Origin of the sequence: Pseudomonas sp. S3(2024), from assembly GCF_036861315.1 — a bacterium.
In the GTDB taxonomy this organism is placed as follows: Bacteria; Pseudomonadota; Gammaproteobacteria; order Pseudomonadales; family Pseudomonadaceae; genus Aquipseudomonas; species Aquipseudomonas putida_A.
Map to the genome: position 1 here is coordinate 165,542 of NZ_JAZAQQ010000002.1, position 14,135 is coordinate 179,676.

Genomic DNA, 14,135 nt, shown 5'->3' on the forward strand with positions numbered 1-14,135 from the left:
AGCGCAGCCGGCGCCTTGAACCCTTAAACGAGGCTTAAGAGTCAGCCTTCTGCAGCTTCAGCGCCAGCAGTCGCCATTCGGCGGACGCGGATTGCTCCTGCACCGAGCAGTCGAAGCGATAAGTGACGTCATCGCCGTTCATGTTGCGCGCGGTGACCTTGTTGCTGAGGGTGTAGACCTGATCTTTGAAGCGCTTGGTGACAATGGCAGAACTGTCGGCGAAGCGCTCCGACGCTGGGAAGCGCAGTGTGCTGGTGACCACCGTGCCGCACATGACATACGCGAGCATCGATTTATCGCTGTCGGCATTTTGCCCAAGCTTGTCGCGCAGCGCGGTGAGCGCTTTACGGCCCTGCGCGTCGCTCTGATCCAGGACGGTTTTTTCCGATATCGATTTCGGCGCCCGGCTGGCGTAATTCGGCAGCAGTGCGGAATCCGGCGGAGAAGGTTGGTTATCCGGCTCGATCGCGGCAAAGCCCGGCGCGTTTTCCAGCACCGCGGACGTTGAATCCGACTCGGCTTCGGGCAACAGACTGGTGGTGGCATCGTTCTGTGCGATCACGTCTTCGACGGGCGCCTTTTCGGCTTTATGCGCCGACGGGAACAACGACAGGAAGATCGACAGCACCACCATGCCGACGATAAAACCGCCCGCCGCGCCAACGATGTTGCCGTAAAACAGATTCCAGCTGCCGCGGTTTTTCACCACCCAGCGCCACATCAAACCCCAGGCGGCGATAAATGCCAGAAAACTCAGAAACTCCATTCGATCCTTTCCTTAACCCTTCAATAGCCTGCAAAACAGCACCCACTGGCGGTGAGTGCTGAAGATGGACGGCAAGATATCAAAATAGAGGTCTGACGCCACGAAGACATTCACATGCCGAGATTGGGCGGATTGATCTGAACAAAAAACATGATCGCCGTTATGCCGGCCACAACGCCGCAAAGGCCGGCCAGTAGCTGACGCGCGACAGGGTGTTCGACCTGCGAGCGACGGGCCACCAGCATCCATACGCCGGTCAGCGCCGCGGCAGTCGCCAGCATTTCCAGAAGCGATCCCATGACCCCCGGGACCGGTGGCCGGCTAGAGCCCAACAGACCGACACAAAGCTGCGAAACCACCAGGCCGACAATCATGCCGCTGGCAGCACCCAACACATTGGCGAGTAGCAGATTCCACGCACCACGCTGCCTGACGACCCAGACCCACATGCCTATCCAGGCGATAAAGAAAAACACAACATCCATCGTATCCATCCTTCGAAACCCGTCACGGTACAAACGCTCGGCACCTTGCCGACAGTGGACGGCACGATAGCAAAATAGTAGCGTCGCGCCACTTTCTTGATTCCTGTAACGGACTACTCATGCCAAAAGCCGCTTCCGTTCTGCGCTTGCTCTGTGCAATCACGTGCGCCGCTGTCATTACCCCGGCATTCGCCGAGTGGAAGGAGCCCCCGGAAAGCAGCTGGCAGTATTACCTCGCCAACTGCAAGCGAATGCAGGAAAAAATCGCCGACGTCCAGAGCGGTCGCGTACCCAGCGCCTATGAGGTGATCGGCGACCTCGACAACAGCCTGCGGAGCATGAACCAGCGCCGCTCGAACCTGACGCCCCAATACCTCGGCTCCCGCGAATTCGCGCAATGCGAAAACGTCGCCGCCCAGGCCGAGGCAACCATTGCGCAAGGTAATGCTGAGTTCGCCGCCAGAATGAACCAGGCCGCCGAGCAAGGCCGCATCGCCCACCAGAACTCCCCCGAATATAAACGTGCGCGGTCACTCGGCTACAGCGACGTCGGCGACATCTCCTTCCTCAAACTCCACGAAGACATGGACGGCGAAGCCCGCCTGAAAACCATGCTGATCACCGTCGACGAAATCTGCGGCCAACACTTCCGCGCCACGCAGTATGTGAAGCCGTATGTGATCTATACCGTGCGCCCGTCGGATGGCGGCTGTGGCGAGGAAAAACGCGTGGCGATCGTCGGTGGTCGGTCAGTGGAGAAGGGCGATTACATCGATGAGCGGGGCGAGTTTCAGTATGTGGGCTGGAAGAAGATTGTGGGGGCGGATGGATTTCCCACGGATATTCGGGTTTTGAAGGCTCGACGCTGAAAGACTGTACGGACGGCGCGATGGATCAGAGGATGTCTTTCAGATAACCCTTGAGCGCGAGGAGCGGCTGATCAAGCTGCTCCAGCGACTGCGCCTGACGGAAATCGGCCGACAGCTTGTGCAGCTCCCGCCCCAACGGTTTCTCGACACCGCCCAACGCATCCATCGCCAAGCCCAGACACTCGTTCATCTTGAACTGGATGGTCTCGACATCACCCCGGCGCACCAGCAGTTCGAACACGTCTTTCTGATAGTCACCCATGACCATGTCATCCCGCAGAATCGGACTCAGGCCTTCCTCCTCGTAAGCGAGTTTGAGAGAGAACAGGGCGACGGTTTCCAGTGACGTTTCCATGGTTGGCCTTGGAGGTCCTTAAGCATGAGTCTTGAAAGTCGGAACGACCAACGAAAGCCGCTACGGACGGCAGACCGCGTGCGGGCGGGCGTGATTATACTGAGCGGACGCATCAGGCGCAGTCCTTAGGCAAAACAGGTTGCACGGACAGCGCCGAGACATTCAATGACCTAAGCAACAGAACGAGTTTCTCAGGATGGCCAGCGAGTATGAGCTGCCAGACAAACTCAACGATAGTTCAGGCACATGAGCGGAGCGACGATCATGGAATACGACGAAAAGTTGATTGAAGAGGCTGTGCTTGCCCTGTTGGCCGCTTTCAGTTCCGACGACGGCAATGCATGGAAAGGCTTCGATTTTGAAGTCATGAACCGATTGCATGAACAGGGTCTCATCAGTAATCCGGTAAACAGGAACAAATCGATCTGGTTGACGGAGGAGGGCCAGGAACGAGGTCGTCAGATAGCTGAGCGTTTGTTTGGGGGAGTTGTTCAAGCCCCGCGTGCGCCTGATCCAGATATCTGAGTTCCTGTATCGGCTCGTCGTTTGAACTGCGCCGCGCCAGTGGAACGCAAATGGAGGGGTTTTCCCGTTGGAGCATTTTCTGAATGAACCACAACTGACAAACGTTAGAGCTGCACTGTCCGAACCGTTCAACCATTTTCCCACTGATTACGATTACATCGCATGCCAGCTAAAAGGCGTCGATCCAGCGGTGCTCTACGAGATTTTTTATTCAGAAGTTGCGCCGGTGTGCTTTATGAACATTGCAGCGGTCTTGCCGACTGTCTGGACAGGTTTTGACCCTGATTGGCTCAGGGGCGAGATAGAGGAAAGGCTTGCGGCGCGGCAGCGTAATTGGTTTCGCAGGTTGTTCGACAAGTTGCTGATTCGTTGGTTGAAATACAACTACGACCATATGTGGCAAGAAATCGCCAGCAGGCTTTGAGCTTGTGGCGAGCGTCTGAAGTTCTTCGCTTTTAGCGATAAATACTTCGCCAAGTTTATCGCGCAACCGGTCTCATCGCTGGTGAGCAGGTGGCCATTAAGTGAAGAGGAGGCTCTTTCCGACAGACGAAAAAAAGGCCTTGCTAAGCAAGACCTTTCTTAATTTTGGTGCCCGAGGGAGACTCGAGTCATCCATGTTTTTCGTACCTTGCGAGCGCATTATACAGTTAGGGATACAACGGGGGATACATGATCAATACTGCTGCTAGCAAATCCTTCTTGAAGCAAAAAAGTGCAGATTTGGCAACAAGACATTGCTGACTCACGTGTACGGCATCAAGATCGCCATAGGAAGTAGTGACAGGAGGGGGATTCGTTGTCTACAGAAATATGTTACCGGATTGGGTGTTTTGTTGCATTGGACCCAAGTGGGCAGAAAATTTTCGGCGTGTCAGAGTTTCTGGCTGGGCTTGCTCTGATGGTGCTTGCATGGACCACCGCGGACGTTCTCTATCGTTTTCGAATCGCGGCAGCTCCTTTGCCACTTCGTAAGGTCACTTTCTTTGTAGTAGCAATGATCGGCATATTGACGCTACTAACTGATCTTTGGCGTGCCGAAGGCTGGCTAGTCCCGAAAGGTGGGATAATAACACCAACGGAGTGGCAGGCCATTTTAGGTGGTATTTATATAGCTACCTTTTTAACCTGGGCTTGGTACGCTTTCATAAGGCCTCCGATTTATGCAAAAAATAACGCGAAGCATTTTGCGAGTGCACTCTATGAGGTCATTCTTAAAGGTTCGACGGCAGAATTATCTGTAATTGCTGATGAGCTTTCTTATTCGGCTGAGAGTTTGGTTACGCATGCGACAGATTTTAAAAAGACTACCCGCTCGAAAGAGGACTCTGCGTCAAAAGGTTCTAAGAATGCTCCAGTAGAGGTCGAGGCATATGCAAATATATTATTGCTGTTAATTGCTAATAGGAAATTTTGTAGGGCTATTGTTCAGTCATCCCCGGGAACCGCGCTAGCTTTTTTTCAAGCAGCGGGTAAGCAACAAAAATACGGCATACAAATAGAAACGTTTTCAAAAAACTTAGTGTCTGAGGCCTTGGATTATAGCGATTCATTTTTATATCATGAGACTGATGTATTTGAGTCGGGTTTGCTGGGTTACCATAAGCCACTAAGTCATGCCATGTTCTCTGATTCTAGGTTAGTGGAGGGAATTGGAACTTTGCTGACTCCAGACATGGCTGGGCAGTGGAAGTGGGATGCACCTAAGTGGCAAGCTTACTGTCGCGTTGTATTAATGGTTTTTGGTGATCTGATCAATAGAGATATTTGGAAGAGGTCCTCTTCGTTATCAATAGCCTTGAATCACATCGCGGGGGCAGTGTCAGATCTGCATAGGCTCAATGAGGTCGAAAAATATTTGAGGGGGCAGGTTGAGCATGAGAAGTTGCGGGTGGTCATTGAGTTTATTTGTGACGCAGTTCAGCTCTTAAATAAAAAAAATATACCCGAGTATTTGCCTCTTAGAATCAGTAGTTCCAGACGATTTGAAACTGTTTACGATGATGTCGCGAGGTTGGCTTATTCAGTGATTTTTTCAGCTTCAAGAGTAAAGGCTCCCGAATCATTGTGTTGGACTATTCAGCATAACTACGTTTGGGGTGAGTTGGCAGGCTATAAGTTTAGTGGTCCTGCAGGAAAGGTTATAAAGCATAAGATTCGTCGGCTGTTCTATGACGAGCTGCGGAGCATGGATGCGGCTCCAAACTATAAAGGTGCTTCGCTCATTGGTTACTTCCTGAATGTCGTTGGGTTCTTGCCAGCAAAATATTGCGAAGGTCACGAACGAGTTCTAAAAATGATTGTACGTGGCTGGGTGAAGCGGAACTATTCCAGTCTGCGTTTGCAAAGTCCTAAAGTAGCTGAGGCATGCTTGGTTGATGGCATTTCTTATGAACCTGAACGTCTCAGGCTCATTAAGACACGCGACGGAGGTCTTTTCAGAAAAAAACCTCATATTGTTTACATTCAGCTATATCCCTTATCTAAACTCGACATCGCTTTATGGCCAGACGGTGCTGGGGACCCTACAGAAAAATGAGTAGCACGGGGTCGGGAACCCGCGGGACTTTGGTAGCAGAAGGTGCTCCATCTTACTGAAATTCAAACGTTGAAATTGAAAGCATCTTGAAGAGAAAGGGGCATCGTTACCGGAACGGTAACGGTGATCTCTGACGGTCAATTCGTAGGGCAAATGCACAGGTGAACAGGCCGTTCACCGAGTTCACCTGTTCAATAAGTTGGGAGTTCTCCCGCTAACAAGGCTCCGCGGGTTTCCGACCCCGTGTCTAAAAGAAAGCCTCAGGGGCTCCAGGCACACGGAGGGAGATGCACCTGGACATTCGCTGGTGGGATTGATGCTCACGGGGTGCGGGGGATATACCTCCCCCAAATGTGGTGTAACGCATGTAACTGGTGTAAAAATTTATTCTCAGTATCTGTATTTATTAGTTTTTATTGATGTTACACATGATTTGCACATCAATTTTGAGGCGTGTAACGCGTCCATCTGGTGTAACGCTTCTGATGTATGAAAGGGAAATAGATGAGGAGGGGAGATACTCCTACACCCTGTCTGCCCACTAGGTGCGATTCACGGGGCATCAGCATTAATCCGTCAGCTATATCAGCAGATTTGCCGACAGTTGCAACAGGCAGCTGTCGGCCAAAAACGGACATCTGAACCGAGGTTCGTCGCTCGAACAAGGATTGGATTTCAATGCACCTATTAAATCGGAGTTAATTCACAAAAAATGAAATTATATTTCCCAAGCTTGTTCATAGACCTATCTATCCTTTGAAATTAAATCCAGAGACTCATTGACGACTTCTTCCATTTTTTTCCATTGTGAGTCTAGAGGCTTTTTTAGGATCTCAATCTTCTCTGTAAGTCCTAGAACTCTACGAATTGCATATCATTAAAGGGGGGGGCTGCTCACCGATAATTTTTAATTTCCGAATCACCATCTTCACATACTCGACGTGATACTAATGAAAGGCTTCCCATGTTGCGGAACGTTCATCGGCATAATTCTTATTTTAGGAGCTGCTGGAATCGTACGCATTGTTCAGCGCGGCCATTTGGACTTGATCAGGCTGACCAGACTCAACAAGAAAAAAGGGATAGAAAAAAAGGGGACTGATTTATTTCTCAATTCATTTTTCGGAAAATAAATCAGCCCCCTTTTTTACTTAATAAGCATAGTTAGGAAGACTGTTCATAATCTTATCAATAAAATATAAACTAAAATCTTCACAGATCCGCTTCGGACTCTAGGCGCAGGAACTCTTGATAGCGTTCTCTTGGCCACCCTTCATCGTCTGGCTCTAGGCTAATCGCCCTCTCGAACATTTTAACGGCCTCATCGCGTCTATTACTTATTTCTCCGAGATATATAGCATAATTAACCATTATCCAGTGATTCTCAGGTTCGCACTTTAGGGCTCTTGCATATAGAGACCCTAGTAGGTCATGGTTCTCTTTTTGATCTAAGTGATCGCGAATAAAATTTGCATAGGTGCAGCTAAGCCATCCGCTGTCTGAATGTTCACTCATCAACTGCTTAAATAGCTGTTCGGCCTCGACGAGATCGCCTCTGATATCTGCTAGAAAGCGGGCGTAAGTGCCGACATGAACTTGGTTTTCAGGATCCAGTCGAATAGATTCTTTGTAGTATTCCTCTGCGAGGTCGTAATTCTCTGTAGTTGAACTTAAGTGATTGGCGTAATCACTGAGAAGACTTGCATTGTGAGGGTCTATTTCAATGGCCTTCTTATACTCAATATCAGCCTGCTCATTCTCATCGCAGTCGATTGATAAAAAGAATGCGTAGTTCCCGATTAGGTCTGCACTTTCGGGGAAGTGTCTAAGGCCCTCAAGATAAACACTGCGCCGAGATTCGATATCCGTTTCAGCCCGTGCTTTCATATCCCACGCCCACCAGCTCTGATCGGAACGCACAGATTGGCTTAATACCTCTCCACCTCTCCTCTCGGCAGGTGATCCGTGGATAGAGGTATCACGAAGTTGAATTGCTTGTTCGCGATAGCGACGTGCACGCTCTTGCCCAAGCTCAGCAGTTCGCTCAGCGATCGCAGCGACATCGAAATCGGTGACCAACTGCGCAGCCAATCGCAGCATAAATTGGTCAAATCCAGGAACCTTTACGAGTAAGCCATTATGCTTTTTAAGGACATTTAGAGCCTTCTCAGGTGGCGGGGAGCCTTCTCGGTAACACCATACCATACGCCCAGAAATATCTCCTGGTTCCAGATCCATGAGCATATCCATTAAGCTGCCGTCGTTACCCCCATAACCAACTACAACGGGTGTGAAATATTGAAATAGCCTCTTTAAAGCGAGCTTCCAACCTTTCTCCATTTTTGAAACGCCAGCCGGATCATTTATAGGATTTAGATATAAATCTCTATGAATCTTAGCTACCAATGGACGGCGCATTTGTGGACGTACAAAACCGGCGAGAGACTCATGCGCTACGACTAATGGTGATTGGTGCGCGTGCATCGCAAGTGCATCGGCGACCAAATTGTCAAAATTTGTAGTTACAACAACTTTGTGCCTAGTGTTTTGTATGATTTCAGCCAATAGAGAATAGCCGAGACTTGGAAGTTTTCCTTCCATGGCGGCCTCTAATTCTGCATACCCTGCTTCCTTGTCGCAGCGAAATCGATGCTCAAAAATTTCGGGGTAAAATTCACCAGAGTTTTCTATCGTTAATTTTTCATCAATTATCTTGGTCTCGTTGAGCCACTCGCGTAAGGGGCGTTCAACGAGGCACTCCCTCAAATGAATGTCCTCAAGCCATCTTTTAGCTAGCTCTTGTCCAGTGGGAATTCCGGATGTTCGGGAGGCACCAGCTCCTAGAATGAATGCGAACTGTCGATCTTTCATTGTTAGATCAATACGCCTCATGTCATCGAGAACACCATCTAGCGACCATTCCGTAACTAGGTTATCCATGTCCCACCATCCTAAAAGCTGCGTCTTCGAATAAAATTAAGCAACCTTAGCGAAGGTGGTGGCCTTTTGCTAGCCCTAACAATGCTCTTCGAACATCTCTAGTAAACTGTTAAGCGCGTCCACCTATGGCGTGTGGACATCTTCTAGCCAATCGGTGTTACTCGCGTCGGGTAGCAATGCGTCGATAACTGTCCCTAATGAACCACTGCTAATGGCCGACAACGGTCGCTCCAGAACGTCCGCTTCTGGCCGAAAGCTGACACTCAATGATGTCTGTCCAACCAGAGGCGATTTATAGCTGCTGCCGATATGCCAACCAGAGCGATTCCTTGAGCTACTGTTCAATGCAACTCTGATACAGTCGCCCTTGGAAAAATCGTAGACAGGAAGTCATACATGGCAAAGCCAGCTGCACGCATAACTGACCCCACCAGTTGCCCTATGCCTGGGCACGGGCCCAAAGCCATTGCGTCCGGATCTCCCGATGTGTTTTTCGACGGGCTCGCAGCTGCGACGAAAGGAGACACTTGCACCTGCGGCAGCGCTTTGGACTCGGCAGTGTCTGCGACGGTGTTCATCAATGGCAAGAATGCCGCTCTGGTGGGAACCGTCGGCACACACGGCGACGTAGTTATTGGTGGCTCGAGTACGGTGATCATCGGCGACTCCCATACTCCTGCACCGTTCACGCCTCCACTCCCGCTTCTACTGCAGAAAGCCTATGGACATACTTTCAGCATCGTTGATAGCGAGACTGGCCAACCTCTAGTCGGAAGAAATTTCACTGCCACGGTCAATGGTCAAAAGATTACAGGTGTTACCGACAGCGCTGGAATGGCGAAGATCAAAACTCCAGTCAAAGATGCCAATATTTCCATAAGCATTGATTTCACTTCTCCAGCTCGGACGCTTAACGAACTAACGAACTAACGAACTAACGAACTAACGAACTAACGAACTAACGGACTGACCCGGAATGGCTGAACAATTTACTACTGAAGCAAAAGCGACTGAAGCCAAACCCGGTGTGCCAGTTGCTCCCACTATTATCACTGTCAACGATAGAGCTGCCACTAGAGAAGCGATCATCAGACTGCTCAGCAAAAACAAGTGCGAATTCGTAAAACGCTCATCATGGGGAGCGCATAAAGCAAAAGGTGAAATGGTGGATGATTGGGACTACTCGATGATCGCCCTTCACCACGCAGGACGAAGTGTAGGCTGCGGTGCTGGTGCGGGACAAATGCGCGCGATTCAGAGTGAGCATCAGGCTAAGTTCGATGATATCGGCTATCACTATGGCATCGATTGCACGGGTAAAGTCTTTGAAGGACGTGATATACGATTCAAGGGATCAAGCGTACACAACTACAATACTGGTGTGATTGGTATCGTTTTGTTAGAAAACCTGACAACCGCCGAAGAGGGTGGCGATATGGTCGCTTTTGCTCGCCAAGCCCTCGAAAGCATCAACGGCAATATGGACCAGAAAATTCCTGCCATACAAATTGATACCCTTCTGACGTTGATTCAAGCCCTGACCAGCGTTTTCAGGGTGACAACGTTAGGTGGGCACCGTGAATTCCCCATGCAAGCCGGCGAAGGAAAAATTTGCCCTGGTAATATTGGCATGGAGCTTGTTAGAAACCTTCGGATTAAAACCAAACTTTTGCGACCGCCTTCATCATGAAATCGCTGCTAATCATATTATCAACCACGATTGTCGCCATACTTTATATAGGATTTTACGAAAAGATGGAGGACGCTTATCCGGAAAAAGTATTCTTTATTAAAAAGAACCCCACATTTCAGATAGAGTTTGAAAATATTTTCGCGTACGAATCAGATGATAAAAATTTGAGTGAGCTAAGCGAGGCAGAGCGAAGCTTGGTCATTAATTATTGCAAGTATCGGCTTGGCTTAGATACGACATTGAAAAGTCAAAGCGAGCTTGAAAGATGCAAGCAAAGGTAATCGTAAGTCGTCCATGTAAACCGGAGATGTCTCTGAAACACATCTGACTACTATTACCGATTGCGACGAAGGGGGGCGGCTGTTTTGCCGGATAAACAATGCTAACCGACCAGCAAGCTCGAGTAGCAGTCAAAGAGTTAGTAGTAAAGTACCTAAAAGGGGTAGCCCCTGATTATCAGCTCTTAATTGAGTTGATTGAAGACCCATCGCAGCAAGTTCCTATCAGGGGAGTGCTGGAGGATATTCGACAATATTGCAACGCCCGATACACACAGCAAGAATTGGAATATATTGACGACTGCTTATACATTTTTGGCTAAAGTGGTTTCATGCATTTGATCGGCGCCCTGAAGAGTGTGTTTTTGTTCAAACAATCTGGCGGGCACCGGGAATACCCAGTTTCGGAATCTCAGAGCACAAACTAAACTACTCCCACCTCCGGCGCCGCAGCAGTGAAGAAACTGATTGCCCTGATAGTTCTGGTTCTGGTTCTGGTGACAGTGCTTTACGTTGGGTATTACCAAGCGCTTGAGGATGGGGACATCGATACGATCCTGTTCATCAAGAAGCATTCGACGTTTCAGATGAAGTTTTACAATATCCACGCCAATGACGGTGAGATTCGTCAAGTCGAACGACTCACGGAGCAGGAGCGTAAGTGGATCATTGATTACTGCAGTTATCGGCTCGGCATCGACATCGATCTGAAAACACAAAATGACGTAGAAATTTGCAGGAAGAAATAGCTGATTGGGATACAGGAAAAGGCCTCAGTAGAGGCCTTTTCTCATCGGGCGCTGACCACTTTTTTATGGGCGAAAAAAAAGGCCTCGCCAAGCAAGACCTTTCTTAATTTTGGTGCCCCGAGGGAGACTCGAACTCCCACTCCTTTCGAAAACGGATTTTGAATCCGCCGCGTCTACCAATTCCGCCATCAGGGCTCAATGGCGGCGAAGTATAGAGAGGTGATTACCGTTGGTCAATCACGTTTCATGGTCAATTTTTGATAATTCCGCTAGACTTTCCGGCCCTGCTAGACGAACCCCATCATGCGCGTTGCTGACTTTACCTTCGAGCTTCCTGATTCGCTGATCGCCCGCCACCCTTTGGCCGAGCGTCGCGGTAGTCGCCTGCTGACCCTTGATGGGCCGAGCGGCGACCTTGCACACCGTCAATTCACTGATTTGCTTGAGCATTTGCGCCCGGGCGATTTGATGGTATTCAACAATACCCGGGTGATTCCGGCGCGGCTGTTTGGGCAGAAAGCTTCGGGCGGCAAGCTGGAAATTCTCATCGAACGCGTGCTCGATACGCATCGCGTGCTGGCCCATGTGCGTTCCAGCAAGTCGCCGAAGCCGGGTTCGAAGATCCTCATCGACGGCGGAGGCGAAGCCGAGATGCTCGCGCGTCACGATGCGCTGTTCGAGCTGGGCTTTGCTGAAGAAGTGCTGCCGCTGCTCGATCGCGTCGGGCACATGCCGTTGCCTCCTTATATAGACCGCCCGGATGAAGGCTCGGATCGCGAGCGCTATCAGACCGTGTACGCCCAGCGCCTGGGGGCGGTGGCGGCGCCGACGGCGGGGCTGCATTTCGATCAGCCGCTGATGGAGGCGATTGCCGCCAAGGGCGTCGAGACCGCGTTCGTCACGCTGCACGTCGGTGCGGGGACGTTCCAGCCGGTGCGCGTCGACAAGATCGAAGATCACCACATGCACAGTGAGTGGCTGGAAGTCGGCCAGGACGTGGTCGACGCCGTTGCCGCGTGCCGTGAGCGTGGCGGGCGGGTGATTGCCGTGGGCACCACCAGCGTGCGTTCGCTGGAAAGTGCCGCGCGCGATGGCGTGCTCAAGCCGTTCAGTGGCGACACCGACATCTTTATCTACCCGGGCCGGCCGTTCCATGTGGTCGACGCCCTGGTCACCAACTTCCATTTGCCCGAATCCACGCTGTTGATGCTGGTTTCGGCGTTCGCCGGTTATCCCGAAACCATGGCCGCTTATAAAGCCGCCGTCGACAACGGCTACCGCTTTTTCAGCTACGGTGATGCGATGTTCATCACCCGTAATCCCGCCCCGACTGCCCCTGAACACACAGGCCCAGAGGAAACAGAATGAGTCGCGAATGTCGCATGTCCTTTGAACTGCTTGCCACCGATGGCAAGGCTCGTCGTGGTCGGCTGACCTTCCCGCGTGGCACCGTCGAGACCCCGGCGTTCATGCCGGTGGGCACCTACGGCACGGTCAAGGGCATGTTGCCGCGTGACATCGTCGCCACTGGCGCGGAAATCATTCTGGGCAACACCTTCCACCTGTGGCTGCGTCCGGGCACCGAGGTGATCAAGGAGCACGGCGACCTGCACGACTTCATGCAGTGGAAAGGCCCGATCCTCACCGACTCCGGCGGTTTCCAGGTGTTCAGCCTGGGCGCGATGCGCAAGATCAAGGAGGAGGGCGTGACCTTCGCTTCCCCGGTCGACGGCTCGAAAGTGTTCATGGGCCCGGAAGAGTCGATGCAGGTACAGCGCGATCTCGGTTCGGACATCGTGATGATTTTCGACGAGTGCACGCCGTATCCGGCTGACGAAGACGTCGCCCGCGTATCCATGGAGCTGTCGCTGCGTTGGGCCCAGCGCTCGAAAAACGCCCATGGCGACAACACCGCGGCGCTGTTCGGTATCGTTCAGGGCGGCATGCACCAGGATCTGCGCATGCGCTCGCTGGAAGGCCTCGACAAGATCGGCTTTGACGGCCTGGCCATCGGCGGTCTGTCGGTGGGCGAGCCGAAGCACGAGATGATCAAGGTGCTGGATTATCTGCCGGGCATGATGCCGGCTGACAAACCTCGTTACCTTATGGGCGTTGGCAAACCGGAAGATCTGGTTGAGGGTGTGCGCCGCGGTGTGGACATGTTCGATTGCGTGATGCCAACCCGTAATGCCCGCAATGGGCATCTGTTCATTGACACAGGCGTGCTGAAGATCCGTAACGCGTTCCATCGCCATGATGATTCGCCGCTGGATCCGACCTGCGATTGCTATACCTGCCAGAACTTCTCCCGCGCTTATCTGCATCACCTGGACAAGTGCGGCGAAATGCTCGGCAGCATGCTCAATACCATCCATAACTTGCGCCATTATCAGGTGCTGATGGCTGGTTTGCGCGAGGCTATTCAACAGGGTACATTGGCCGCCTTTGTCGATGCCTTCTACGCCAAACGCGGGCTCCCCGTTCCGCCTTTGGACTGAGTTTTCTGACCCCAAGATTCAACATTTGCAACTGGAGTGCTAAATGAGCTTTTTTATCTCTAACGCCATGGCTGACGCAGCTGCACCGGCTGCTGCAGGCCCAATGGGCGGCGGCTTCGAGTGGATTTTCCTGGTCGGCTTCCTGGTCATCTTCTACCTGATGATCTGGCGTCCACAGGCCAAGCGCGCCAAAGAGCAGAAGAACCTGCTGAGCAGCCTTGCGAAGGGTGACGAAGTGGTCACCACCGGCGGCATCGCCGGCAAGATCACCAAAGTGGCCGATGACTTCGTGGTTCTGGAAGTTTCCGACACCGTGGAAATGAAGTTCCAGAAGGGCGCCATCGCCGCCACGCTGCCAAAAGGCACGCTGAAAGCGATCTAAGGTTCCAACTTCTACTCAATCGACGGGGCGCGCAAGGCGCCCCGCGTTCATAACGG

14 protein-coding genes and 1 tRNA gene are annotated in these 14,135 nt (G+C 51.5%); 10 read left to right on the forward strand and 5 right to left on the reverse strand.

What is annotated here, in order from left to right; genetic code table 11:
* Nucleotides 1–34: 34 nt before the first annotated feature.
* Complete coding sequence (locus VLA07_RS05490) at nt 35–766, reverse strand: hypothetical protein (protein WP_333988567.1); 732 nt, start codon at nt 764–766, stop codon at nt 35–37.
* A 110-nt stretch (nt 767–876) separates the two neighbouring features.
* Nucleotides 877–1,251, reverse strand: coding sequence for a hypothetical protein (locus tag VLA07_RS05495; RefSeq protein ID WP_103369543.1), 375 nt, complete (start codon nt 1,249–1,251; stop codon nt 877–879).
* Nucleotides 1,252–1,370: 119 nt separating this feature from the next.
* Between VLA07_RS05495 and VLA07_RS05500 the strand changes: the two genes are divergently transcribed.
* Complete coding sequence (locus VLA07_RS05500; RefSeq protein WP_333988568.1) at nt 1,371–2,120, forward strand: hypothetical protein; 750 nt, start codon at nt 1,371–1,373, stop codon at nt 2,118–2,120.
* Nucleotides 2,121–2,145: 25 nt separating this feature from the next.
* Here the strand turns inward: VLA07_RS05500 and VLA07_RS05505 are convergent, their stop codons facing one another.
* Complete coding sequence (locus VLA07_RS05505; protein ID WP_103369541.1) at nt 2,146–2,475, reverse strand: hypothetical protein; 330 nt, start codon at nt 2,473–2,475, stop codon at nt 2,146–2,148.
* A gap of 264 nt (nt 2,476–2,739) precedes the next feature.
* Here VLA07_RS05505 and VLA07_RS05510 point away from each other — a divergent pair, with 264 nt between their 5' ends.
* The 3 genes from VLA07_RS05510 (at nt 2,740) to VLA07_RS05520 (ending at nt 5,539) form a co-directional block, all read left to right on the forward strand.
* Nucleotides 2,740–3,000 carry a DUF6429 family protein gene (locus VLA07_RS05510; RefSeq protein WP_027612145.1) on the forward strand — a complete coding sequence of 87 codons (261 nt, stop codon included), beginning with the start codon at nt 2,740–2,742 and terminating at the stop codon, nt 2,998–3,000.
* Between the two features lie 67 nt (nt 3,001–3,067).
* Nucleotides 3,068–3,424 (forward strand): DUF7079 family protein, encoded by a 357-nt coding sequence (locus VLA07_RS05515; RefSeq protein ID WP_247842114.1) that lies wholly within the window; start codon nt 3,068–3,070, stop codon nt 3,422–3,424.
* 375 nt (nt 3,425–3,799) lie between these two features.
* Nucleotides 3,800–5,539, forward strand: a complete 1,740-nt coding sequence (locus tag VLA07_RS05520) for a hypothetical protein (protein WP_333988569.1) — start codon at nt 3,800–3,802, stop codon at nt 5,537–5,539.
* A gap of 1,212 nt (nt 5,540–6,751) precedes the next feature.
* Here VLA07_RS05520 and VLA07_RS05525 read toward each other — a convergent pair.
* Nucleotides 6,752–8,479 carry a hypothetical protein gene (locus VLA07_RS05525; RefSeq protein WP_333988570.1) on the reverse strand — a complete coding sequence of 576 codons (1,728 nt, stop codon included), beginning with the start codon at nt 8,477–8,479 and terminating at the stop codon, nt 6,752–6,754.
* Between the two features lie 396 nt (nt 8,480–8,875).
* Here VLA07_RS05525 and VLA07_RS05530 point away from each other — a divergent pair, with 396 nt between their 5' ends.
* From VLA07_RS05530 to VLA07_RS05540, 3 genes are all read left to right on the forward strand, one after another.
* Entirely contained in the window at nt 8,876–9,409 is a 534-nt protein-coding gene (locus VLA07_RS05530; RefSeq protein WP_333988571.1) for a PAAR domain-containing protein, read from the forward strand.
* A gap of 46 nt (nt 9,410–9,455) precedes the next feature.
* Nucleotides 9,456–10,169: a peptidoglycan recognition protein family protein gene (locus tag VLA07_RS05535; RefSeq protein ID WP_333988572.1), complete on the forward strand. Its 714-nt coding sequence runs from the start codon at nt 9,456–9,458 to the stop codon at nt 10,167–10,169.
* Between the two features lie 736 nt (nt 10,170–10,905).
* Nucleotides 10,906–11,199 (forward strand): hypothetical protein, encoded by a 294-nt coding sequence (locus VLA07_RS05540; RefSeq protein ID WP_333988573.1) that lies wholly within the window; start codon nt 10,906–10,908, stop codon nt 11,197–11,199.
* Nucleotides 11,200–11,309: 110 nt separating this feature from the next.
* Here VLA07_RS05540 and VLA07_RS05545 read toward each other — a convergent pair.
* Nucleotides 11,310–11,394 (reverse strand) — tRNA-Leu (locus VLA07_RS05545).
* A 108-nt stretch (nt 11,395–11,502) separates the two neighbouring features.
* On the opposite strand from VLA07_RS05545, the gene queA reads away from it, so the two are divergent.
* The 3 genes from queA to yajC are packed head-to-tail and all read left to right on the forward strand — an operon-like array spanning nt 11,503 to nt 14,079.
* Nucleotides 11,503–12,567 (forward strand): tRNA preQ1(34) S-adenosylmethionine ribosyltransferase-isomerase QueA, encoded by a 1,065-nt coding sequence (queA, locus tag VLA07_RS05550; protein ID WP_333988574.1) that lies wholly within the window; start codon nt 11,503–11,505, stop codon nt 12,565–12,567.
* Nucleotides 12,568–12,581: 14 nt separating this feature from the next.
* On the forward strand, nt 12,582–13,697 hold the full coding sequence (gene tgt, locus VLA07_RS05555; protein WP_161794909.1) for a tRNA guanosine(34) transglycosylase Tgt: 1,116 nt from the start codon (nt 12,582–12,584) through the stop codon (nt 13,695–13,697).
* A gap of 43 nt (nt 13,698–13,740) precedes the next feature.
* On the forward strand, nt 13,741–14,079 hold the full coding sequence (gene yajC / locus VLA07_RS05560) for a preprotein translocase subunit YajC (protein ID WP_003227923.1): 339 nt from the start codon (nt 13,741–13,743) through the stop codon (nt 14,077–14,079).
* Nucleotides 14,080–14,135 lie beyond the last annotated feature (56 nt).

Coding starts and splice junctions, on each gene's coding strand:
- VLA07_RS05505 (WP_103369541.1), bottom strand. CDS start 2,475: ATGGAAACGTCACTGGAAACCGTCGCCCTGTTCTCTCTCAAACTCGCT.
- VLA07_RS05525 (WP_333988570.1), bottom strand. CDS start 8,479: ATGGATAACCTAGTTACGGAATGGTCGCTAGATGGTGTTCTCGATGAC.
- VLA07_RS05495 (WP_103369543.1), bottom strand. CDS start 1,251: ATGGATGTTGTGTTTTTCTTTATCGCCTGGATAGGCATGTGGGTCTGG.
- VLA07_RS05500 (WP_333988568.1), top strand. CDS start 1,371: ATGCCAAAAGCCGCTTCCGTTCTGCGCTTGCTCTGTGCAATCACGTGC.
- queA (WP_333988574.1), top strand. CDS start 11,503: ATGCGCGTTGCTGACTTTACCTTCGAGCTTCCTGATTCGCTGATCGCC.
- yajC (WP_003227923.1), top strand. CDS start 13,741: ATGAGCTTTTTTATCTCTAACGCCATGGCTGACGCAGCTGCACCGGCT.
- VLA07_RS05510 (WP_027612145.1), top strand. CDS start 2,740: ATGGAATACGACGAAAAGTTGATTGAAGAGGCTGTGCTTGCCCTGTTG.
- VLA07_RS05535 (WP_333988572.1), top strand. CDS start 9,456: ATGGCTGAACAATTTACTACTGAAGCAAAAGCGACTGAAGCCAAACCC.
- VLA07_RS05530 (WP_333988571.1), top strand. CDS start 8,876: ATGGCAAAGCCAGCTGCACGCATAACTGACCCCACCAGTTGCCCTATG.
- tgt (WP_161794909.1), top strand. CDS start 12,582: ATGTCCTTTGAACTGCTTGCCACCGATGGCAAGGCTCGTCGTGGTCGG.
- VLA07_RS05490 (WP_333988567.1), bottom strand. CDS start 766: ATGGAGTTTCTGAGTTTTCTGGCATTTATCGCCGCCTGGGGTTTGATG.